At 46.3% G+C, this 24,166-nt stretch carries 17 protein-coding genes; 12 read left to right on the plus strand and 5 right to left on the minus strand.

What is annotated here, in order from left to right:
• Positions 1-240: 240 nt before the first annotated feature.
• Positions 241-1,734: a serine hydrolase gene (locus tag MHI01_RS11720; protein ID WP_127551309.1), complete on the plus strand. Its 1,494-nt coding sequence runs from the start codon at positions 241-243 to the stop codon at positions 1,732-1,734.
• A 243-nt stretch (positions 1,735-1,977) separates the two neighbouring features.
• On the opposite strand, the gene MHI01_RS11725 is transcribed toward MHI01_RS11720, so the two are convergent.
• Positions 1,978-3,861, minus strand: a complete 1,884-nt coding sequence (locus tag MHI01_RS11725; protein ID WP_340983177.1) for an ABC transporter substrate-binding protein — start codon at positions 3,859-3,861, stop codon at positions 1,978-1,980.
• A gap of 123 nt (positions 3,862-3,984) precedes the next feature.
• On the opposite strand from MHI01_RS11725, the gene MHI01_RS11730 reads away from it, so the two are divergent.
• The 4 genes from MHI01_RS11730 to MHI01_RS11745 all read left to right on the plus strand — a co-directional run bounded on the left by MHI01_RS11730 (position 3,985) and on the right by MHI01_RS11745 (position 8,649).
• Complete coding sequence (locus MHI01_RS11730; RefSeq protein WP_340983178.1) at positions 3,985-5,235, plus strand: MDR family MFS transporter; 1,251 nt, start codon at positions 3,985-3,987, stop codon at positions 5,233-5,235.
• A 174-nt stretch (positions 5,236-5,409) separates the two neighbouring features.
• Complete coding sequence (locus MHI01_RS11735) at positions 5,410-5,619, plus strand: helix-turn-helix transcriptional regulator (protein ID WP_017690042.1); 210 nt, start codon at positions 5,410-5,412, stop codon at positions 5,617-5,619.
• 1 nt (position 5,620) lies between these two features.
• Positions 5,621-6,391 carry a DUF3169 family protein gene (locus MHI01_RS11740; protein WP_076251515.1) on the plus strand — a complete coding sequence of 257 codons (771 nt, stop codon included), beginning with the start codon at positions 5,621-5,623 and terminating at the stop codon, positions 6,389-6,391.
• Positions 6,392-6,441: 50 nt separating this feature from the next.
• Positions 6,442-8,649 (plus strand): serine hydrolase, encoded by a 2,208-nt coding sequence (locus tag MHI01_RS11745; RefSeq protein WP_340983179.1) that lies wholly within the window; start codon positions 6,442-6,444, stop codon positions 8,647-8,649.
• A 153-nt stretch (positions 8,650-8,802) separates the two neighbouring features.
• On the opposite strand, the gene MHI01_RS11750 is transcribed toward MHI01_RS11745, so the two are convergent.
• Positions 8,803-9,852 carry a hypothetical protein gene (locus tag MHI01_RS11750; RefSeq protein ID WP_340983180.1) on the minus strand — a complete coding sequence of 350 codons (1,050 nt, stop codon included), beginning with the start codon at positions 9,850-9,852 and terminating at the stop codon, positions 8,803-8,805.
• On the minus strand, positions 9,852-11,687 hold the full coding sequence (locus tag MHI01_RS11755; RefSeq protein WP_340983181.1) for an HSP90 family protein: 1,836 nt from the start codon (positions 11,685-11,687) through the stop codon (positions 9,852-9,854). Before MHI01_RS11755 ends, MHI01_RS11750 begins: the two co-directional genes overlap by 1 nt.
• A gap of 445 nt (positions 11,688-12,132) precedes the next feature.
• Here MHI01_RS11755 and MHI01_RS11760 point away from each other — a divergent pair, with 445 nt between their 5' ends.
• The 3 genes from MHI01_RS11760 (at position 12,133) to MHI01_RS11770 (ending at position 14,795) form a co-directional block, all read left to right on the plus strand.
• The gene (locus tag MHI01_RS11760; RefSeq protein WP_076319097.1) at positions 12,133-13,038 is read left to right on the plus strand and encodes an ABC transporter ATP-binding protein; all 906 of its coding nucleotides are present in this window, start codon (positions 12,133-12,135) and stop codon (positions 13,036-13,038) included.
• A complete protein-coding gene (locus MHI01_RS11765; protein WP_047842007.1) occupies positions 13,031-13,864 on the plus strand; it encodes an ABC transporter permease subunit in 834 nt (277 codons plus the stop codon). The genes MHI01_RS11760 and MHI01_RS11765 overlap by 8 nt, the downstream gene beginning before the upstream one ends.
• Before the next feature lie 136 nt (positions 13,865-14,000).
• Positions 14,001-14,795 (plus strand): MurR/RpiR family transcriptional regulator, encoded by a 795-nt coding sequence (locus MHI01_RS11770; protein ID WP_253506362.1) that lies wholly within the window; start codon positions 14,001-14,003, stop codon positions 14,793-14,795.
• 3 nt (positions 14,796-14,798) lie between these two features.
• Here the strand turns inward: MHI01_RS11770 and MHI01_RS11775 are convergent, their stop codons facing one another.
• Positions 14,799-15,785, minus strand: coding sequence for a Gfo/Idh/MocA family protein (locus MHI01_RS11775; RefSeq protein ID WP_340984850.1), 987 nt, complete (start codon positions 15,783-15,785; stop codon positions 14,799-14,801).
• Between the two features lie 280 nt (positions 15,786-16,065).
• Between MHI01_RS11775 and MHI01_RS11780 the strand changes: the two genes are divergently transcribed.
• A complete protein-coding gene (locus MHI01_RS11780) occupies positions 16,066-17,352 on the plus strand; it encodes a DUF5050 domain-containing protein (RefSeq protein WP_340983182.1) in 1,287 nt (428 codons plus the stop codon).
• Between the two features lie 187 nt (positions 17,353-17,539).
• Positions 17,540-19,171: a helix-turn-helix domain-containing protein gene (locus tag MHI01_RS11785; protein WP_340983183.1), complete on the plus strand. Its 1,632-nt coding sequence runs from the start codon at positions 17,540-17,542 to the stop codon at positions 19,169-19,171.
• Positions 19,172-19,299: 128 nt separating this feature from the next.
• Here MHI01_RS11785 and MHI01_RS11790 read toward each other — a convergent pair whose 3' ends face one another.
• Positions 19,300-19,875: a GbsR/MarR family transcriptional regulator gene (locus MHI01_RS11790; RefSeq protein WP_282319080.1), complete on the minus strand. Its 576-nt coding sequence runs from the start codon at positions 19,873-19,875 to the stop codon at positions 19,300-19,302.
• Between the two features lie 501 nt (positions 19,876-20,376).
• On the opposite strand from MHI01_RS11790, the gene MHI01_RS11795 reads away from it, so the two are divergent.
• Together MHI01_RS11795 and MHI01_RS11800 are read left to right on the plus strand one after the other, a co-directional pair.
• Entirely contained in the window at positions 20,377-21,606 is a 1,230-nt protein-coding gene (locus MHI01_RS11795; RefSeq protein WP_074093962.1) for a quaternary amine ABC transporter ATP-binding protein, read from the plus strand.
• Positions 21,572-24,160 (plus strand): glycine betaine ABC transporter substrate-binding protein, encoded by a 2,589-nt coding sequence (locus MHI01_RS11800; protein WP_340983184.1) that lies wholly within the window; start codon positions 21,572-21,574, stop codon positions 24,158-24,160. Before MHI01_RS11795 ends, MHI01_RS11800 begins: the two co-directional genes overlap by 35 nt.
• The last annotated feature ends 6 nt before the right edge of the window (positions 24,161-24,166 follow it).

Below are 24,166 nucleotides of genomic sequence, written 5' to 3' on the forward strand. Positions count from 1 at the left end.
CCCCTTTAGCACATGTTTTCACTTCAGGATTGTGCTTGCAGCAGAACCCCTACTTGATTAGTACATGTTATGAGGGACTTGTTCGATATATGCGGACTAGTTTGACAAGCAATCGGTGAAGTCCGTTAATACGGCATTGCTACGCAAAATCAGTCTCAGGGAGGATGTTAACTTTATCCAGAAAAGGCATAGTGAATTGTAGGAGATTATTCTTTTTATTGAATATTAGGAGGAAAAGGTATGACGACAACAAAGCTTCGCACATCACTGGAAGGACTGGATGAATTCATCGACGAGCAGCTTCAATTATGGAATGGTGTCGGCACAGCGGTGGCGGTGGTCCATAAGGATGAAGTCGTCTGGCAAAAAGGCTACGGTTATCGTGACCTGGAGTCCAAACTTGAAGTTACCCCTAATACGTTGTTTGCCATCGGTTCAAGTACCAAAGCCTTTACCGCAGCAACTGCTGCTCTGCTTGTGGATCAGGGGATACTGGACTGGGATACCCCTGTGAAGTCGTATATGAAAGACTTCCAGATGTTTGATCCGGTCGCAACAGAACGTATAACTATTCGCGACATGCTGTGTCATCGTTCGGGTCTTCCAAGGCATGAGTTGGTATGGTACAACTCCCCGCGTACAAGAGAAGAACTTGTTCGAACATTACAGTATCTGGAGCCAAATCAGGATTTCCGAAACAAATGGCAGTATCAGAACCTGATGTACATGACGGCAGGTTATCTGGTTGGACAGCTCAATGAAACTTCGTGGGAGCAGATGGTTCAGAAGACTCTATTTAATCCGCTGGGTATGAACTCAAGTCTGTTCTCTGTTGAAAAAATGCAACTTCAGCCTGACTATGCTTACCCTTATATGGAGAAGGATGGTCAGAATACGAGAATACCTTTTCGAGCCATTGATGCCATAGGACCTGCTGGTTCCATTAACAGCAATCTAATCGATATGATTGCATGGCTTCAATTCCAGTTGCATCAAGGTCAATGGGAAGGAACGTCATTGATATCTAAGGAACAGATGAAGATTATGCATAGTCCTCAGATGCCCAGTGATTCGCCGTTTATAAGCCAAGAACTGCCTATGAGTACATATGGTCTGGGTTGGATGATTGAGCCTTATCGTGGACATGCCATGATTCATCATGGTGGGGCTATTGATGGCTTTGCATCACAAGTTGCCTTTTTGCCAGAGGAACAGATTGGAATCGTGGTTCTGAGTAATACCAACGGAAGTATAATTCCCTATACGGTTGCTTTTCGTATCATGGACCGACTGCTTGGATTAGAACCCGTCAATTGGAGTTTCAAATTGAGAAAATTAATGGGGAAAGAATCAACAGAAACGGAGGCTGATCCGGAGAATCCTCTGGAAGTGCCTATTCAAGCAGACACTGCCGTTGAGGAAAATATTGAAGAACCTCACATCATACCTTGTGATCGCCCTTACACCGCTTATGCGGGTATTTACACGCATCCTGGTTATGGCGAGATGTCGATTCAAGAGACAACGGACGGGTTGCAAGCAACCTTTAACGCCATTGAAATGCCCATGGAATACACCGGGAAAGATACGTTTTCCGTCGAATTTGTGTTATTCGGTCTGAAGATCACGTATACATTTACCCTCAATGAATCTTCAGAAGTTGCTCAATCCATCTCCATTCCTTTGTTGCTTGAACCGGGTACAAAGCCTATTGAATTCATCAGGGTTTCGTAAATGATCTGAAACTATATAAATTGAACTAATGAATATATTTACACTGGTCACTCCGATGACAGAACAACCTTCTGATCGCTGTTATCCCCAGATTTTTTTGATTTCTTTTCATAAAGTGAAAATCCGGGGATAAAGGCGAACGCTCTGCTTCCTCAGGTTATTTCTGTCCTCTCCATTTTGTATAAATGTTTAGTTCAATTTATATAGAAAACGCCTGATTCATTTCCGTTGTGGCAGCTAATCCTACCACAACGGAATATACACCGGATAACTCGTATTCTCTTCAGCGGCCCCAGGGCTTCTCTTCACCCACAATCTGCGCAGATCAGGCAGACCATACCCCGCAAGACGATAATCTCTCAGTGAATCATGATGGGCGTGTTCTTCCTTGAAGCTGTATGTGGGCAGAAGCAATGCCTCCTGAATCAGTCGATCTTCTAGCCGAATCAATCTATTCAACCGCTCCGCAGCTTCCTGGATCATGACCACTCGTCCACATTCCTGTTCCAGTTCATGTCTCCAGTAATCATTCATCGCAATCAGGAATAACGTATTCTGGAAGGTGTACATCGTCACGAGACTCAGCACGACATGATCATTGAATACTTCTCCCGTATAGATCAGATCACAATCCCCAAACCCATCTTGATAGACTGCGTGGACCGGATCTCCCGGCATAATGTTGATATGCAGGCCAATCTGTTTACATCTCTCTGCAAACCAGACCATATCTGCCTCCATCTTCTCGCCTTCTTCCACCCACAGACTTAAACTCTGCCCTTGATAAGAGCTATGACGCAATAATGCTGAGGCCCGCGCCAGTGAGGTCTCCACGGAAAGGTCAGGTACAGGTGTGACCGAACATTCTATTTGTTCCGATTGCTGTTTCCATGGCTCCCCTTGATCTGAACCCACCTTTAAAGGTTGCTGTACTCGTCCTCGAATCAGACTATAAGCAGCCTGCGTGTTCGTGCTTCCGAGCGCTTGCGACAACTCCTGCGCATTCAATAGCTGTTGAACAGCCCGGCGAAAATTCACATCATGCTGCGGCCCTTCCTTTTGCATATTAAACGTCATATACATGCCACCCTGCATCTCATGCTGCACGGCACGAGGCTCCGCATCCGGAAATATATTATGCTTGATGACGGACTCCACCCTCCCAGAATGGGGAAGTTGCCATATTTCAACGCGGTCAATATAGGCTCGGCCTTGGAAGTAGGAAGGGAATACTTCCAACACAAGCAGCTTGGAATCATGACGCGTCAACCGATAAGGTCCTGTTCCAATCAGATGGAGCGGATTCATCTCCACATCTCTCGGCAAGATCGATGCAGACATACTACTCATCAGATCCGGGAACATGAAGTTAGGCTTGTTTAACACAAAACGTACAGTCAATTCGTCCAACGTCTCTATGCGCTCAATAGATCCAAACAGAGGCCTGCACGGGTTACTATTGTCAGAGATAATGCGATCAAAGGTAAACTTCACGTCCTCTGAATCCAATATTCTGCCATGATGAAATGGTATACCTTTGTGAAGATAAAAAGTCCATTCGCTCCCCTCTGAATGACTCTCCCATGCCACAGCCAGACTCGGTTCACAGACCTGGTGTTCAGCATTATAACGAACCAAACGATCAAAAACCTCTGCAACAATAAAAACTTCTCCCCACATGGCCGTCTGCGTGGGATCCAATGTCTTAAAAGGGATATTCCGTGGAATCCGCAATGTATCCACTCGTCCTCTGTCCCCTCCATTCGAACGCAGACCAAATTGATGCTGCATTTGCTGCATAAGATGTTCTCTCATCGTAATTGGTAAGGTGGCGGCCAGTTCATAGGCGTCCTCCATCCTGTTCCCATCCAGGAGATGGTCAAATCGTTCACGCGCCACTTCAAGCAACGGGACACAAAATACCAGCATCGATTTTTTGCCTCTTCCGCGCTGCGGGTTCCACCTGACCCATCCGTTCTCCTTGAATTTGTTCATAATGAGGTTCATATTGCGCATGGTACAACATAAAAGATCGGCAAGTTCACCTACCGTTGTAAGTACTTCTTGTTCATCATGTACATGTGGAAAGTTTAATCGCAGTTGAATGTAATGTTCTGATACGTCCATAGTTACCCTACCTTCTGCTAAAATACGAAATCCATCCGGATGCTTCTACAGTTTTTCTTCAGGTTTTCCTCCATTATACTCAGTAACATCAACATGACCAGTGGGAAGGAAGAACAACGATTTATGAAATACGCCGATCTGCACCCGAACATCAGGATACGTATCATTACTGATTTTTTCACCGATCTGACCCAAAAGTCCATCATTCCATTCATGGCGATCTATCTGAGTATTCAGATTGGCGCAGGTTTGGCGGGGTTATTGCTGACGGTCAATATTGTGGCTTCCATGATTGTGGGATTGTGGGCAGGATATTGGTCTGACCGAATTGGACGAAAAAAATTAATGGTGATCGCACAAAGTCTCCAAGTCATGGCTCTACTCGGCTTGGCCATCGCCAATTCGCCGTGGATGGATTCGATCATCGTCACTTGCCTCATGTTTCTGCTCAGCAGTCTCAGTTCAGGGATCACCGTGCCGATTGCTAATGCCATGATTGTCGACGTGAGCAGTGAACATGAACGTCATTATGTATATGGGTTGCAATATTGGACAACAAATGTTGCTGTAACTTTTGGTGCACTGATGGGCGGGCTGTTTTTCGAATCATTTCGTTTCCTATTGTTCAGTCTGGTATGCCTTGAAAGCCTAGCTACCCTGTTTATTTTGATCTTACTGATTCGTGAAACAATGGATAAACGTGAATCAGGTTATGGCGATGCTCCCATCCAGAGGAACATATTGAAAACCTACTGGGCGGTCTTTCAGGACAAACGTTTCATGATATTTTTCACGGCTACTGTACTTGCAGTCTCCCTGGAATTTCAATTGGATAAATACATCGCTGTTCGTCTAAAAAATGAATTCACCGCCCAACTGCTCGGCTCAGATATCTCAGGTCTGCATATGTTCAGCCTGATCATGGTCATCAACACCGTAATGGTTGCCTTGGTTGCCATTCCATTCACCAGATGGATAGGTCGCTTCCAGTCCCGATCTATTATGACTGTTGGTATGCTCCTCTACACCGCAGGTTTCACCGTACTTGCTTTCAGCAACTGGGCCTGGTTACTCATCTCATCCGCTATATTGCTAACAATTGGAGAGTTGATGTATGCCCCTGTTCGTCAGGTCATGCTCGCGGGTATGATTCCAGATTCGGACCGTGCTGCCTATATGGCTGCTGACGGGTTGAGTTACAACGCTGCTGCCCTTCTCGGCAGTCTCGGGTTAACCATTGGAGCCTTTCTGCCCTCCTATGCGATGGCTGGTCTGTATATCCTGATGGGGCTTGGAGCGCTCATCTTTTTCCGAATGTTACTTCGGAAGGCAGAGGAACAGAATCAACATCTGCCGTGTGCAGATGCATCTTGATTTCACTTTTCTGGCAACTTTTCGGACAACAAAATAATCATCCTAGGGAGCCCAACTGGCTCTCTTTTTCATGTCCATGATCAACGTTCAAAAGTAAATTATCTTTAACATTTTGTATATTATAGTTTACATTTAGTCAAATATCATGTACATTAGGTTCATGGAGGTGAGCAAGTGGAAGAATTACACAATCACGTTCGGGAGTTACGAGCCAGAGACCGGCTATCCCAAGCAGAACTGGCCAAACTCATTGGTGCATCCCGTCAAACCATTGCCCTGATTGAGCGTGGAGATTACTCTCCGTCGGTCGTTCTGGCACTAAAAATAGCACATGTATTTCGTGAACCTGTCGAAAAAATCTTTGAACTGAAAGGTGGAGATTAAAATGAAAAATTCATCATCCTCGTCCATTAAAAAGCGGTTGCGTCTTCCCTTGTATGCAGCCGGTGGCGCTGTAGTTGGTTTTCTCGGCGCTAGCGGAGTGAGTAAACTCCCTTCTGACTTGAACTGGACGCTGTCCGTGTATTATGACTATGATCTTTTATTCGCAATCCTGGCGGCTCTTGTGGTAGTTATGACGGTGTGGAACATCTTCAGTCTCTCCCGCACGCCATCTGTCCCTCCCATGGAAGATGATGCTTATGGAGATTCCGATTCACTCATCTCACCCGCAGAGCGCTCCCTCGGAAAAGCGATGATCCTCAGCGGATTCAGCGTTATTCTTACGTTTACCTGGGCAGCACTTGCCTTGTCCTTGTATGCATCCAACCGAACCATGCCGAATTCTCCAGAACTGTTCAACCTCTTGAATTTTGTTGCTTCGTGTATCTCTATTATCATCGTCGTGGTCGTGCAAACTCTGACTGTGAAGCGATACAACCGTTATTATCCTGAACGCACTCTGGATCTGAACTCGCGCAATATGAAGAAAGATCATTTTGAGAAGCTGGATGAAGGCGAGAAATGGATTGTCTATCGCGCAGCCTATCGTTCTTTTCAGATGATGAATGTACTTCTTGGTGTTGGAATGGTCTCTATGGTTCTATATTCGATGCTCTTTACCTTTGCTCCATTCCCGATTGTAATGCTCTCTGTGATCTGGATTGCCAACATCGGAATCTATTATCGTGAAACCTATCGTGCGAGTAATCAGTAATACATGGTTAGGTAACTATTTTGTAAATATTTTCATAAAGGAGTGTTTGCATGCATTTATCCAAACGAAAGACCCGTTTCAGGTTCACCTCCCTAACAGGAGCTTTTATGGCAGTGGTTCTGTCTCTCAGTCTGTGGGTACCCGCAGTTCAGGCGGAGACCGCAACTCCAGTAGCTGCTGAACAAGGAAAGACGAAAGCGCTGACAACCGAATCAGCTACAGCATTTCTGGATTCATTCTTCGATTCACCTGAGGCAAAAGCCCATTATGTGGGAGCCTCCGTTGTTGTTGTGAAGGATGGCAAAGTTCTGGCGGAAAAAGGATATGGCTTCTCCGATGTGGAGAGTAAAACAGCGATCGATCCCAAAAATACCGCTTTCCGTGTAGCCTCTGTCTCCAAAACGTTCACGTCAGCAGCTGTAATGCAGCTGGTAGAGCAAGGCAAGGTTGATCTGCAAGCTGACTTTCAGACCTATGTGAAAGGGCTCGAATTTGATAATCCTTTTGACAAACCTGTAACTGTGGAGAACCTGCTCACACACACGACCGGATTCGAGATCCGTGATCCGCAACAGGAAGACATCCATACTGATTTTGATAAGTACATAGCGATGGAGGATTACGCACAGCAACACATGCCTCCTGTCGTTCGCGAGCCTGGTAGCGCCTATATGTACGATAATTTCTCGTTTTTGCTGCTTGGTATGATTGTTGAAAATGTAAGCGGCGAACCCTTTGAATCCTACATGCAACAACATATCTTCAAACCGCTAGGAATGGATAACAGCAGTTTCATGCTGGACAAAAAGTTCCAAAAGCAGCTGGCCACAGGCTATGATGCGGCACACAATCCGCTTGATCTGTACACTATCTCTCCAACACCAATGCCTCAAGGTGGCATGTTGTCTACCGCTGAGGACATCGGGAAGTTCATGATTGCGTTCCTGAATGATGGCGTGAAGGACAACAAGCGAATTTTCAAGGAATCCACAGTGAAAAGCATGGAACAGTACCGTTCTTCCATTCATCCACTGTTACCAAACACCACGTATGGATTCGAAGCTGCATTCCAGCTTCCCGGAGCAGGAAGTAGTCCAAGTATTATTACAAAAGGAGGCGACCTGACCGGATTCAGCTCTTATCTCTTCCTTATTCCCGAGAAAAATACAGGCGTTTTCCTGACGTATAATCAAAATGGAGCACTTCGTAATCTGTTCTACCCTGCATTCATTCAGAGCTTCTTCCCACAATATGCAGAGCCTGTACAGTTCAAGGAATACACGCCGCAATCCGCAGCCGAGCTGCAACGCTTCACCGGATTGTACGCCGATCTTCGACTTAGCACGATTGTAAGTTCCCTGAAAGGTGGCGGGGATAAGCCAGGACAACTGAGCATTAACGATGTATTCCTAGGTCAACGCAACCTGATTCAGGTGGAAGATAATCTCTTCAAAGATGAATTGACTGGTCAATTCACAGCATTCAAAGAATATGCAGATGGCACCACATACATGAAAGAACCTTACCTCAACCCTATGGGTTATGAGAAAAAAGGTCAAAAGCCTATGGGCTTCCGGGATGTTCGTGAGAACAGTCCTTATGCTGAAGCCATCTATGCCATACAATCTCTTGGATATTATGAGAATGATGGCAACAAGTCTTTCCAACCAAAAACAGGTGTGACACGAGCTGAATTTATTGAGAACACCCTTAAACTGAGTGGATTGAAGCCCAGCAAAACTACGCCTCCTGCTGGCACCGACTGGGCAGATCATGCAGCAGCCGGATATATTCAACTCGGATATGAGTTGGGTATGATTACTGGCACGGACGAACAGCAATTTAAGCCGGATCAAGTGATTATCCGACAGGAAGCAATGGTCATGATGTGGAGAATTATGCAACTACAATATCCTAGCGAACTGTTCAATGATGTGAAACTTGCGGGGCACACAGATGCATGGGCTGTACCAGCCATTCAGATGATGGCGAAGCTTGGTATCCATGGCCCCGAGGTGAAGGTAATGGAGGATGGTTCTGTTGATTTCCTTTCCCGCAAACCTCTGATTCGTCAGGAAGAGGCTGCGATCATGTATGCGCTGCTTACCCAACCAACAGATCAAATCGTCGCTGAACTGATGGCTGCTCAGCAGCCACAAGCAGAACCTGCTGAAGGAGCTGAGCCTGCAGATGAGACATCTGAAACTGCGCCGGTTCCTGTACCAGCGCCGGTCCCTTCTGTGACTTCAGCACAATAAAAATAAAACATCTTCATACCGATTAGATTGATCATGCTTATGATGCAAGAAAAAAACAGGCTTGTTCAGAAGGATACGATCCTTCTTGAACAAGCCTGTTTCGTTACTTTTCATAACTTATTATAGCGATCTGTTACTGAGTTATATCCTTCTCTATTCGATCAACGAAGATACATGGTGGTTCCCGTTGCGCTGATCAAACTTAGCTGCAGCGGTCTGAGCATGCTCCGCAAAGTAATCGGCCAGCTTGAGCAGGTCGCCCGGATCGCCTTCATACGGGAAGGACGCTGGCAGACGCAATCGGTATTCTGGAGATTCTTCCACCCAGCGGCGAAGCAACGATGCTGCTCTGGCATAAAACAACATTTTGGCGTAAAGATCTTCATGATCAGCAGCGAACACCAGTGTTTCCTCCAGCACATCAATGCCTTTTGCCGGATTTGTACGTGTGAGATAATCCATCTGCTCCGCAAAACTCTGCACAAAATCGTTCTGGCCTTTAATCAGGCGATATCCCTTGATCTGATGTTTATCTGCTTCCGCAGTCCGTCCCAACCGATATAGCGGCATCAAAATTTCAGACAAAGTCAGATGCGGAATCTCTGCACAGCTCATACGCCCTTTAAGGATAGGCTGTGCCGCCTCCAACACCTTCTCATCGTCTCCTTTTAACAAGAAATATCGCATAATCTCATCCTGCTCACAGGCTTCGCAGTCACTCATAAAGTCACGATCCATCGTTCTGAATCGATCATAACTACGTCCCGCTTCCTCCAGCTCCCCAAAATCCATAAAGATCCGGAACCGATAATACCAGTAGGAGCGTTCGCTGTAACCGTAGGACTTGAAGCGCCGTCCGAAATCCTCCAACAGCTCTAGGATCTTCTCGCGTGATATTTCCGGGAAGTCGGGCATCTTGCCCAATATCCATTTGTACGACCACATTAACGTTTCTTCATCATATTCTTCGGGCTGTTGGTCGAACTTGCCCAGCTGCCAGGAAAAAGCAATCAGTGCTTTCATCGGATAACCACAGAATGTTGCTGTCTCCACAATCTCCGATCTTGCTTCATATGCCTCTTCCTCCATGCCGTTCACATCGGCAACTCTTGCCGCTTCCTCCAGCATACCAAGCTTCGCCGGACCATTGGGCAAACCATAGGCTTCGTCCATCAGTTCTTCAAAATCCATCTCTGTCTTCATCAGGCTTCCCCCTTACGATCTGTATTTGCACGTAAACCCCAATCAATAAAACGAACAATGCCCTGATTTAACACTTCAAGCTCCTGCTTGCTCATGGCATAATGCCCCATCATCAGTGCATTGACGTATAACATTTCGATGGCAATCGGTGTCATCTGGTCATCCGGTGATGTCAGTACCCGCTGAATGATCGGATTACTCACGTTCAAATACAAGGTTGAGTACCCTGCTGAACTCATGTTAGAAGATAATGAACCCAGAACAGACGAGAACAATTCCGTGCTCTCCTCGCTTGCTTTTTCAAGCGCACGAAGTGTTGAGGATTCCTGAGACAGCGTGAACAACACCGGCAGATCCGATGGCTTAAAACCTTTCACCTCAGCCCGACAGCGGAAGCGCTGCAGAGCAGAATCGGCCAGTCGCAAGGCATCATAATATTGATTGCGTTCAGCGGGTGGCACATCGGTGAAACTCATCGAGACCTGATCCGGCTGTAACCGCTCCGTGTGTACGTTGTGCACGGTCATTGGCAGTGTCGCCATCAACTCGCTGTCATAGATGTAACCACCATTAATCACCAGCATCGATTGTGCGGATGCCACATGATGAATCTGACGGTACTCATCAACAGAGGACGTGAAATACAACGTCTCTCCTTCATCGATCAGCTCACCAAGTTCACGGTGACCCCTCGTGCTCTCAAATGGCAGCCAGCGATGAATCATCGCGTAGAATGCTTGATCCTGCACAGCTAGTGCCTTCATGGACAGAGCATGCAAGCGAATCAGCTTCTGAAGCCGTTCCGTCTGGCTCTCAGCCATATCGGCCAGTCCCTTGCGAAGTGCGTCTCCGAGTTCGGAGCGAACTTCCTCCAATTTTTCATTTTCATAGAAATGTTCCCGTGATGCCGTCGGTTGAAGCTCATCTGTCCAGATCAGACATTTCACGAAGAAAGCCCACTCTGGCAAAATGTTCTCAGCCTTCTCCGAAATCAGCATTCGCTTCAGGTAAACCCGGTGAGAACGCTTGGCATTCAGATTAACTGCGTGTGGCAGTACAAAAGCAATACCTCCGGTACGGCCTGAAGCTGTCGTCAACGGAATGAAGTCCTGGAACTGCTCGCCAAGCAGACGTTCACCAAATGCCAATACCTCCGCTCTGCGTGAACGTGCGAGTGCAGGGTCCATCAGCCAGATCGGTGTCTCGCTATTCACCACATGTTGCGCGCCGTCATGATACAGCGTGACCGGATACGGCAATAATGCTCCGTAATAGAACAGAGCTTCTTTCACATAATCCGGTTCAAAGTAGTGCGCCGCGTCCGGTGTGCAACGCAGATATACTTTGGTCCCCGGGGACAGCTGTGTGTCCAACTGTCGAATCGTATAGGTGCCATCCGGCTTGCCCCGCCACTCCATCGAAGGGCCGCCCTTCGCGGATTGCGTCAGCATGACGATTTCATGACTCACCATGAAACAGGATAACAACCCAATCCCGAAACGTCCGATAAAGGACGTCTCTCCATCCAGCAGCGCTTGCTGCCCCCTCTTCGAGGATTGTCCAATCATGGCCAGGAATTCATGGATGTCAGCTTCAGTCAAGCCGATGCCGTTGTCCTCCACCATCATGGTCAATTGCTCACCTGTTCCCGTCAGTTCAACACGCACTTCACCCTGATACCCTGGCTCCGACTCCGTTCGTGCGGTAATCGCATCCGTCGCATTCTGCATCAGTTCTCGCAAGAACACTTTAGGACTGCTATATAGATGGTTGGATAAAATCTGGATCATCCCGCTCAGGTTCACTTGAAAACGATATTCATTGGATGCTGTCATGACTCACTCACCTTCCTCTACGTCCAAACACAATATGTACCCATACGATGTATTCATATGGATGTGTTAGACGAATTCATTATGTAATCGTTAGAAACAGACGTTCCCCGTGACAGGCACGCCAAAACATCACGTCAAGCCGGCCCTGAATAACCAAGACCGGCGTTATATGCATATTTCAGGCATTCATGAGACGTAAGGCCTTATCTTCCATTACCACGTTATGAATAGCAATGAAACGGATGTTCTACCCTAAAATAAGGATACATGTTACAAGGCAGAGTGAAAACAAACCTGAGACCCGATTTCAGACAGACTTCAGGGTAAATGTGCATCTTACATTCGGGACTATTGAAGGAGGTATAGATCTTTTTTGTCGTCCATTTGAACGATATCAGCCTACCACACGTATAATCTCCAAACTCAGATCGGACGGTGAATATACATGATCGAAGTACGCAACATATCCAAGCAATTCAAAGTGCATCAAGCACTGCATGATGTCAGTTTTACAGTTAAACAAGGCAGTGTCACCGGGTTGATTGGGCCCAACGGTTCGGGCAAAACCACACTGATCCGTATCATGAATGGGGTCTTGGGCGCTTCCGGTGGACAGGTAACCATTAACGGATTGGACGCCGCTTGTGAGGCAGAGAAAGTACTTGCCATGTGTGGCACTCTTACCGAGCAAAGTGGATTATATGAAAATATGAGCGGGCGTGACAATCTGACTTTCTTCGCAGATGTTTTTGGCCTGAAGCATGCCAAGAAACGAATCGACGAGCTTGTAAATCTCTTCGAGTTGCAGGATTATCAGCATCGAAAAGTCGGCACCTATAGCACAGGCATGAAGAAACGCTTGGGCCTTGCACGAGTACTCTTGCACCGTCCTTCCATCCTGTTTCTGGATGAGCCCACCAATGGCCTGGATCCGGATGGAATTCAGATGGTGCTACGCATTATCCGTCAGTTAAATAAGGAAGAAAAGATGACAATCCTGGTCTCATCCCATGTGCTGTCCCAACTGTCAGCCGTCTGTGATCATTATATTTTCATGGAAAAGGGGCGCATCGTGGAGGAAGGCACGGAACAGGAGATTGTTAGCCGGTACCTGTCCACTCCGAAGCTCGAAGTAGAAGCCGACATGCCAGAAGGATGGCACACGGCAACCGACTTTACACCTGAAATAATCTCCGCACATCAAGCAGTATTTCAGCTTACATCGCGTGAAGATATTCCATTACTGCTAAGACAATTAACGCAGCATGGTCAAGTCTATCAGGCCCGCATCACGGGCAGTGATCTGGAAAGTATCTATTTTGCCATAAGGGAGGCACACCACCATGAATAACCGCCAAGCCATACGTGCACTGGTACGTAAAGATATCCGGTCCGTCACAGCCAGCATACAGCTCTGGTTGCCCATGTTGATTGTTCCACTGATTATTGGAATCATCATGCCCTCCGCCCTTCTGTGGGCGGCCTCCAGAATGGAACTTCGTTCTCTGGGCAACATCAGCTTTCTACTCGAATCATTGGATGCGTTAACCCATGGTGGACAGATTCCTCAGCTTGCTTCCATGCCTACAGATAATCATCGTATTGTCTATTACTTGGCCATGTATATGTTCGCTCCCTTGTTTCTCATCATTCCGGTAATGGCCTCCAGTATTCTGACGGCCAATAGTTTCGCTGGTGAGAAGGAACGTAAGACGCTGGAAGGATTGTTGTTCACACCGATAAGTATGGACACTCTTTTTAAAGGTAAAGTGCTAGCTGCCCTGATCCCTTCCATTCTATTATCCTGGGTTACTTTCCTGATCTACGGAATCATTGCCAATATTCTGATGTACCCCATGTTTGGAACGTTGATGTTTCCCAATCTGAACTGGATAATACTTGTCGTGTGGGTTGTTCCCGCTTGCAGTCTTATGGTCATTTTATTAAACGTCCTGATCTCGGCCAAGGTCCGTGGGTTCCAGGAAGCCTATCAACTCGGCGGATTAATTGTCCTTCCCCTCATCGCCTTAGTCGCTGGTCAAGCCAGTGGCATGCTGCTGATTGGTCCTTGGATGTTAGTCATGATTGGAGCAGTGCTCCTGCTCATAAGTGTGGTTCTTCTTCGTCTGGTCACGTCGTGGAATAGTCGTCAGCAACTGGCGGAAAGTCAGATCTGAATGATGTGGAGTGTAGCGACGAAAATCAACAAACTACACTGTCGCTCCGCTATACAGATTGAGAAATAAATAAGTGCAGGTTATGATGTGGAGATATATGCTATGGGATGATTTTAGAGAGGAATGGAACAACTGTATGGAATCCAAACTACTTCAAAAATTAAAATATGCTTCACAATTAACGGCACAGGAGAAACATATTGTGGACTATATCCTGAGCAACCCCGAAGTTGTATTTGATTCTACAGCCCATGAACTAGCTCAGCAGACCTATACAAGCTCTTCCACCATTGTTCGCCTATGCAAAAAGCTGGGTACCAAGGGGTACCCAGACTTTCAGCTCAAGCTTGCTCTTGAATATCAACAGATACCTTCCGCGTTGCAGACGCAGGATCATGCAATTGCAGAACAAGGCAACGTGCTGGCTGCCATCGACTCCGTTCCTTACCTGTATCAGCAGGCGCTAGATGATACGCGCCGGATGTTAAATGCTCCTGTTTTGCTACGAATCGCGAACTGGGTCAAAGAATCCGGACGTATCGATATCTATGGCAGTGATATGAATTATTATCTGGCTCAGCAGGCTTGTGCCAAGTGGAATGAACTCGGCATATCTGCGATTGCTCATAATAGTCCCAACATGCATTACTTGAACACGATGAATCCCAACAGCCTGACGTTGTCTTTTGTTATCTCGCACACAGGTGAGAATCAATCCATGATTGAAGCCGCTAAAGTGCTCAGCAACAAACAGATGAAAGTCATCGCGGTCACGGGCAACAACCATTCAACCCTGTCCAGACATTGTGATGAAACGCTGCTGGCTTACGGATACAATGAACAGTTAAGACTGTCCAAAATGTCTTCGATGGTCTCGGTACTCTACATTTTCGACATGTTGTACATGGGGAGCATTAGCGATACGTATTAACGATTAACACTGGTCTGCTGTAAATACAATCCCGGCATCCTTACGTGCACTCATAAGTACACTCATTACAGACTGGCTGTGTTCGAGCAGTTCGTAACACCGTTTGTGATCACCACTTGCATGGATGTCCCTGAACGCTTCCCACTCATAGTACAGCCAATTGGATTTGGTCTGCGCATTATATGCCTCTGCAGACTCATTCCCGATCTGAAGCTTGATCTCCCGGCAACCGTTTGCTCCTCCCACAACCTGAAGATAACCTTTCTCCCCCTGAATGAGCACAAAGTTCATGCTGTTTGTGTCTTTGGCACCTACACATTCCGCAATAAACTCCGGATACTTAAGAACCACTACTCCTGACGTATCAATGCCGTTTGCATGCTTGTTCGCGGTATACGATACGGTATTCGGACTGCCAAACAGATTCATGACCAGATGCAGATTATAAATATTGATATCCATTAGCGCGCCACCAGAGAAATGTGGATTGAATACGTTCGGCGTTTCCCCTACAAGCAGATCATTGTATTTGCGCGAGTATTGACTGTAGTTACACTGGATGAGTTTGATCGGACCAAGCTTTGGTAGTTGCTCCTGTATGACTTTAATATTGGGCAGATGAATGTTGGAGATGGCTTCAAACAGCAACAGATTCTTTTCTTTTGCAAGTGCAATCAGCGTTTCTGCTTCCTGAAGCGTGGATGTGAACGGTTTTTCACAGACGACATGTTTGCCATGTTGAAGTGCCTGATAGGCCTGTTCATAGTGCATGCTGTTTGGTGAAGCAATATATACGAGATCTACATTTGTATCTGAAAATAGGGATTCCAGGTCCGTATAGATGGTATCGACCCCATACTTACCCGCAAGCTCCTGTGCTGTCTCTCTCTTCCGAGAGTACATCGCTGTACACGTAACATCTTCCAGCTCATTGATCGCAGATAAAATGGCATCTACAATGGACCCTGTACCAATCGTTGCTATATTCATCATATCGTTTCGCTCCTGTCGTTGGTTGTTTGTCAGTTGGCTCTCTTCGCTGCTCTGGTTGAGTGTTATGTTATCACGATCAAGTCAGGCGGAGAATGCTTTGGGACGGGATTGGCAGCATCATGCGCAATTCGATTTCAGGTTTGAATAACTATGAAATTCAATTTCATTCTCTTCTTTTTTTCATGTTTGAGAGAGCTAACATATCTTCCATAGTTTACCGATATAACATAAGGAATTAACGACATACATATAGAAGAACGAAGGGGACGATGAACGAATGAAAACAGGGTATACATACGTACAACGCACCATCTGTACATTGCTGTTATTTACACTCATTGCAGCAGTGACATTGGGAGGTGGAACCGCAGCCGAGGCAGCTTCACTTAGCCAATCCACAGTGTATTATGAGTCCGACGGAGTTTTGTACAAAGTATCGGCGGATGGCAACAATACAACAGAAGTATTAATTGATTTCCAAGGGGTGGACTTGCTCGCGGCAGGCTCTTATCTCTACTACACGCAGACTGCTTCTTCCACAACCTTGCTTCGGGTTCCGAATGACGGGTCCAGCGATGCGGCAGAGACATTTGCTACAGATGTACTCAGCTATTACACGGATAACGGATTCATCTATTATCTGGATGCTACAGGTACCATTTATCGCGCGAATGGCAATAGTGACGCTTCAGCTGTCACCAAGATTGCTGACAAAGCAGATACTGATTTTCCATTCCTCTTGGTAACCAAAGGGCGTACCTACTATAATGCGTTGGTTAATGGAAACACGTGGATCGTGTCCAAAACGTCCAACGGTGCTGGAGCTGTGCAGCGGATTGCCGCAGGCGCAGTGGAAGGACGTTATTTTACAAATCAAGCCAAAAACGAACTGCAACTGATGGTAAATACAGACCCCTACGAGGAGTTTTACTCCACCAATGCTGTTGTCATGTATAAGGTGAATTACAACACTGGTAAAGCGACCGCTGTTAATCCCAAAGCCAAACTGGATGTGAATGCTGTATATTCCGGTGGTTGGGGAAACAATCTTTACGTGTATAACAAAGGAATCGTTCTCGACAGCAATAAGGATTACAATTACGCCAAAGGCAAAGCGTTTGCGTTAACAACTTCAGACAAAACACTTCAGCTTCACAACAAGAGCGTCCGGGAAGTAAGTGCACTCGGTACAGACAAGGTTATCCTTATTGATGCAGACAAAAAGGCTTATGCCAAAACGGTCTCGGGCAACAAAGTGGCCAAGTCTGCCAATCTGAACCTGAACAATGTAACGTATGTTGCGAATCAATTGACCAATGGTACATCTACGGCAGCATACATCTCAGGCAACAACGGACTCTATTCGGTTAATACAGCCCTCAAGGTAACGAAACTTACCGGGGACGAATGGGATGCATTCCATATCAGAGATGATGTTGCGGGCCTCTTCTACATCAATGCCAAAGATCAATATCGCTTGTATCACGTGCAAACGGGTGGAACAGGGAAAAAAGTTATGAGTGACGTTTTCCTCGACAATATTCTATTGGTGACACCGTACTAACATATCATGTTGATTCAGGCGTATAGCCCATTCAACGGGCATGTCCATAACAAAAAGGATTACCATGCAGCCATAACGGCTCTTGGTAGTCCTTTTTTGGTTGTCGAAAACTATTTTTCAAAAACATCTTCCATATGAGAATGATAATTGTTATCATTAAGAAAAATAAGACAAAAGGATGGTCCGTATGACTGAACAGTTTCCCTTCATTGCTGAAACCTCATCTCTACCGCTCCTCTCCTCCATGTGCCGTGTGCGTCGTGGGGAGAATTTCCGTGTGCAAGGCAAGACGGTGTCACGGCCCATGCTCTGTCTTATTTTGCAAGGAGACGGTGTTCTGGTCCTGAATGATACAGTCTATACGGCGCAAGCGGGCAGCTTGTTTGTACTGAAGCCAGGAACAACCATCGAGGCCGCTGCACGCTCGAACGTTACCGAATGTATATTGCTAAGCATGGATACGGTTTGTTTGCAGCAAGTGCGCGGTGAATGGAAAATGACCTCATCACCCGCCTTCCCGCTGGATTGGGAGACAGGCAGGTTGCTGGTTCGTCATGAGCAGCAGGCTGTATTACGTTTGGAACAACTGTATGAAACCTATCGCGGTCTTCAACCGGATCACTTTATCAGCATACATAGCCAGCTGCATGAGCTGTTGCAATTTCTCTCAGAGAACAGGCTAGAAGCCAATCATGAGAAAGTGGACCCTGCCTTGGAACGTAGCATTATGCATATGCGACGTTACATGAGTGAAGGAATCAGCATGGATCAGCTTGCCAAGATTGCTGGACTCACCCCCAGCTCTTATTCACGCAGTTTCAAGAAGGCAAAAGGCATGTCACCGACCGATTACCTGAATCGTTTACGTATAAACGAAGCAAAAAAACAGCTGACAGAGGAACCCTGTATCCTCAAAGACGTCGCGGTATCTGTCGGGTATGGTAATGAGTATTATTTTAGCCGCAAATTCAAACAAACCTTGGGGATTGCTCCCAGCGTATATATGAAAAGAGATCAACTTCGCGTAGCTACGGCATCCATTATGGGATTCCATGAGAACTTGGCCTCGCTTGGACTGCGCCCGGTAGCTGTGCTGGAAGGTGAAGGTGTGTTTGACCGAGAATCGGATGAATATGAACAAGAACGCCGATTAACCAGACAATTCGATCAACTTCGGCAGGCGAAGCCAGACTTGATCATCGGTGATTATTACCACAAGCCCTATTACGATCGCCTGAAAAGTATTGCACCCACCATCATCTTGGAGTCTACTGAGGACTGGAAAGAGAACCATATTCGCATAGCCGAACTGGTCGGACGTGAGAAACAAGCGTTGCTGAATTTCAAAGAACTTGAGTTTCGCAAGCTTGAAGCAAGCCTGAACCTGCAACCCTATTTCGGACAAAAACGGTTGGCTCTGATGGAGGTTACGAATCAGTCCATTCGCTTAAAAGGGACTGGCGAGCATCCATTAAATCACTTGTTGTATGCTGAATTGGGACTTCAGCCTGCTCAGCTTGTATCTCCCCAAAGTTCCAGAAATGAGTATGTAGCGGATAGTATTCCCGTGCTGGACACGGATTACCTGTTAATTCATCGTGCTTCGCTTCAACCTGCCAGTGAAAAGGTGTTCCGACGCATGAAACAAACGGCATCATGGAATCGATCTCCTGCTGTATTGTATGGTAACGTTCACGATATTTCGAACTGGCAACGGTTATGCTGGACCCCGGGTGGCCGGTTGCAGATTCTGAACGAACTGGAACAGATTACTCAGCAGTCTGTAGTCTTTCCTCAGGCAGGTCTGATCGGACATTAGATGTGAACATAGGTCGATACGATGGGCAAGATTATCTTTTTCATCGTGTTCCTTCATTAATAATTCAGTAAGATATTGCACAGGCCAAAGGGCCCTCTCCTATAACGGAAAGGGCCCTTTGCATGTAATTATGAATGTTCCTTAATCTCTTCCTTCGGAACAAGCTTGTATATCTCTTCATTTTCCATGGTATCAATCAACCGATCCAACCATTTGTAATATGCTTCCGCTTGCAAAACTTTGTGTTTGTCTTCCATCAGGATGTGGATAAGTTCAGCATCCGCCTCTTCATCCAGAACTTCGACTAGTCGATTCAGTTCTTCAATTGATTTGCGTAGAATCTGAAGGTTACTCTCCACGGCTTTTCTCCATTTAATCGCAAAATAATCCGTAAACGTCTGATGCCAGTCATATTCCACTTCATATAGGTCTTTTCTGGAGCCCTTGCTCCACACTTTATTTACCATTTTCAAATCCAGCAGTGTTCGTACACCTGTACTCATACTCGTTTTGCTCATTTCCATTTCCCGTCCCATATCGTCAAGGGTCATTGGTTTGTCTGCAAAAAATAGCAATCCATATAAGTGTCCCGTCGACAGCGTAACGCCGTAAAGATCCATATTACGTCCAATGGCTTCAATGACGCGCTTACGAATCTTCAGCACGGTTGCCTGCTGTTCCTCTTGTAAATGGTCCAAGCCCATGCTTGCAACCTCCATTCTGAACATTCCACAGTCTTTGGCGAAATCATTGCAACACTTTAAAAGTCCTGCTTACATGGGAAAGCACTCAGCCGGACATCATATATGCCAGAGGGCTTTCATTCACCCAATGTATGAAAATGGGAACTTTACCAGGCTACAATTGCCTATGACTATCTTTTAACCAAAAAATTCAGCTTCAATTCAGCTCATTTTCTATTGTAGGAAAAGCAATGTCAAATGTAAAGCTACCTTATTAGCCAGAATAAGGAGAATGACGGAGCATATGGGAGGAAAACTTTGTACAGTTTTTACTGTACAAACATTATGTACTGTTTATTCGGTTGATATACTGGTTAAGTATTGTTAGACTTAAAAACGTTACCCAGAAAGACGGGAAGCGAAGCAACAATTACCGGATTTCGTGGCTGGGCGCATAAGTGTATGGGCTTATGGATGCTGAAAGCCGTTCGAAGTGCACAACACATCAGAAGGGGTGAAAACATGACCATACTTGAAGTGAAAAACGTAAGTAAATTGTTTGGACCCCAAACCGAGCAAGGTCTGCAATTACTGGAGCAAGGTTGGGGTAAAGAAAAGTTGGCCAAAGAAAAACAGATAACGGTTGGTGTCAACCGGGTCAACATGGACATTAAGGAAGGCGAGATTTTCGTTATTATGGGACTGTCCGGGAGTGGTAAATCCACACTGGTTCGGATGTTCAATCGTCTGATTGAACCAACATCCGGAGAAATTCTGGTCCATGGTAAGGATCTACGCAAGATGAACAAAGAACAATTGCGCGAAGTGCGCCGGAAAACGATTAGCATGGTCTTCCAGAAGTTTGCGTTGTTCCCGCACCGTACCGTTCTTGATAATGTGGAGTATGGATTGGAAATACAAAAAGTAGATAAGGAAGTACGCCGGGAGAAGGCAAAAACCTCACTTGAGCTGGTTGGCCTTAAGGGCTGGGAAGACAAAATGCCAGATGAACTCAGTGGCGGGATGCAGCAACGTGTCGGCTTGGCGCGTGCACTTGCCAATGACCCGGAAGTACTACTGATGGATGAAGCCTTCAGTGCACTTGATCCATTGATTCGCCGTGATATGCAAGATGAGTTGATCGAGCTTCAGGATAAAATGAAAAAGACCATTATTTTCATTACCCATGACTTGGACGAAGCGCTGCGCATCGGCGATCGTATTGCCCTCATGAAAGACGGCGCAGTTGTGCAGATCGGTACACCGGAAGAAATCATGATTCAACCGGCCAACTCATATGTGGCCCGCTTCGTCGAAGACGTGGATCTGTCCAAGGTCCTTACAGCATCTCACGTAATGCGTCGCCCTGAAACAATTACGCTTGATCGTGGTCCTCGTGTTGCCCTCGAATTAATGCGCGAACGTGGTATTTCCAACCTGTTTGTCATTGACCGTTCGATCAAACTGCTTGGTGTAATTACAGCTGAAGATGCAACCCGTGCTATGCGCGAAAACAAATTATTGAATGACATTCTGATCACGGACGGGCCGACAGTGTCGCCTGAGACTCTGATTCATGAATTGTTCGAGATTGTAAGTTCTGCCCATGTGCCGCTCGCTGTTGTTGGTGAGAATGGCCGTCTGCAAGGTGTTATCGTCCGCGGTGCCCTGCTGGGTGCACTTAGCGGTGAAGTTGCAGTAAAGGAGGAACTTGCGAATGATTCCCAAAATACCACTAGCATCGTGGATTGAATCCATCGTTGACTGGATGAGCTCCTCGCTCTCCGGATTGTTTAATGTAATCTCTATTGTTATTCAGGCAGTAGTTGGATTCTTCTCCGGGCTGTTCATGCTGCCCCATCCACTCCTGTTCATTGCCATATTGGGTGTTCTTGCGTTCCTTGTAGGACGACTCCCACTGACACTATTTACAGTTATCGGGTTCTTGCTCGTAGATAACTTGGGATACTGGTCCCAATCGATGGACACACTCGGTCTGGTTATCACTTCAGGATTGGTTTCGATCCTGCTTGGTGTACCTGTCGGAATCTGGCTTGCATACAGTAAAACTGCGGCGCGTATTATTACACCGCTGCTTGACTTCATGCAGACGATGCCTGCATTTGTCTACTTGCTGCCTGCGGTCACATTCTTTAGTCTAGGTGTCGTTCCAGGTGTTATCGCGTCCGTTATATTTGCGATTCCGCCAACGATTCGTCTGACTCACCTGGGGATCAGACAGGTATCTAGTGAATTGGTTGAAGCAGCTGATGCATTCGGCTCAACTTCCATGCAAAAGTTGTTCAAAGTACAGCTTCCACTCGCTTTGCCTACCGTGATGTCCGGTATTAACCAGACCATCATGCTATCACTATCCATGGTTGTTATTGCATCCATGATTGGTGCACAAGGTATTGGTGCGGAAGTCTATCGTGCTGTAACACAGCTTCAAATCGGTAAAGGTTTCGAAGCCGGTCTGGCCGTTGTTGTACTCGCGATTGTTCTGGACCGTTTTACACAAAATGTATTTATGCCAGGTCGCAAAAAAACCTCACGCATTACAGCCAAGCAAAAAGCATGGATCACTGCTGCAGCAACATTCCTTGTGCTTGTAGCTGGTTTCTCACAATACTTCGTTGGTGGCACAACTTCGGCTGGTGGCAACAATTCAGCAGCCAATGCTGTAGGTCAAGAAGTAAACTATCAGATTATCGGTATCGATCCAGGGGCTGGTATCATGAAGTCTGCTGCAAAAGCGATCGAAGACTATAAATTAACTGACTGGACTCTGATTGAAGGCTCTGGTGCAGCCATGACAGCCACGCTGGACAAAGCGATCAAAAATGAAGATCCAATCATTATTACAGGTTGGACTCCGCACTGGATGTTCAACAAATATGATCTGAAATATCTGGAAGATCCAGAAAAATCTTTCGGTGATGCTGAAGAAATTCACACCATCGCCCGTAAAGGTCTGAAAGAAGATCACCCTGTTGCGTTTGAATTCCTGTCCCGTTTCCAATGGACATCGGATGAAATGGGTGAAATGATGACTGCTATCCAAGATGGCACATCTGCAGAAGAAGCAGCTAAAGCTTATGCTGAGAAACATGCCGATCAGATTGCTGAGTGGACCAAAGGTCTGACTCCAGTGAACGGTGATGCATTCAAACTCAGCTATGTGGCTTGGGATTCCGAAATCGCAAGTACGAACTTGCTAAAATATGTGATGGAAAACAAATTGGGTTATAAAGTTAACGCTCTGCAAGTCGAAGCCGGACCAATGTGGACGGGTGTTGCCTCAGGCGACGTAGATGCCTCTCCAGCAGCTTGGCTGCCATTGACACACGCAGACTACTGGGAACGTTACAAAGACCAGGTGGACGATCTGGGGGCTAATATGACAGGTGTACGTACAGGCCTCGTGGTTCCTAAGTACATGACTGAAGTAAACTCGATTGCAGATCTGGAGACAGGTGCCGCTTCTTCCACTCCATCGGCAAGTGCTAATGTGGGCGAAGAGGTTAATCACCAAATCGTTGGTATTGACCCGGGTGCAGGTCTGATGAAGGCCACAGCAAACGCCATTAAACATTATGAATTGTCTAACTGGAATCTGATTGAAGGCTCCGGAGCAGCAATGACTGCATCGTTGGACAAAGCTTATAAAAATGAAGAACCCATCATCGTTACGGGTTGGACTCCACACTGGATGTTCAATCAGTATGATCTGAAGTATTTGGATGATCCCGACTTAATTTTCGGCGATGCAGAGGAAGTTCACACGGTTGGACGTAAGGGAATCAAGGAAGATCATCCCGTTGCCTATGAGTTCTTCTCTCGTTTTAATTGGACTGCAGATCAAATGAGTGAAATCATGGTAGACATTCAAAAGGGCGTTTCGCCTGAAGAAGCTGCCAAGACTTATGCGGAAAAACATCCGGACCAAATTGAAGAATGGACCAAGGGGTTAACCCCGGTTAAAGGTGACAATTTACGTCTCGGTTATGTTGCATGGGACTCTGAAATTGCGAGTACCAACCTGATGAAGTATGTGCTTGAGACGGATCTGGGTTACACAGTCAAAGCACTGCAAGTCGAAGCTGGCCCCATGTGGGCAGGCTTGGCAGCAGGTGATATCGATGCTTCTCCAGCCGTATGGCTCCCGCTCACACATGGGGACTACTGGAAGACATATGGAGACAAGATTGAAGATATCGCTGTCAGCATGACAGGAGTTAAACAAGGTCTGGTTGTTCCAACGTACATGGAGATCAACTCTGTTGAAGACTTAAAAGATAATTAAACCAGA

It is taken from the genome of Paenibacillus sp. FSL M7-0656 (assembly GCF_038003225.1).
In the GTDB taxonomy this organism is placed as follows: domain Bacteria; phylum Bacillota; class Bacilli; order Paenibacillales; family Paenibacillaceae; genus Paenibacillus; species Paenibacillus amylolyticus.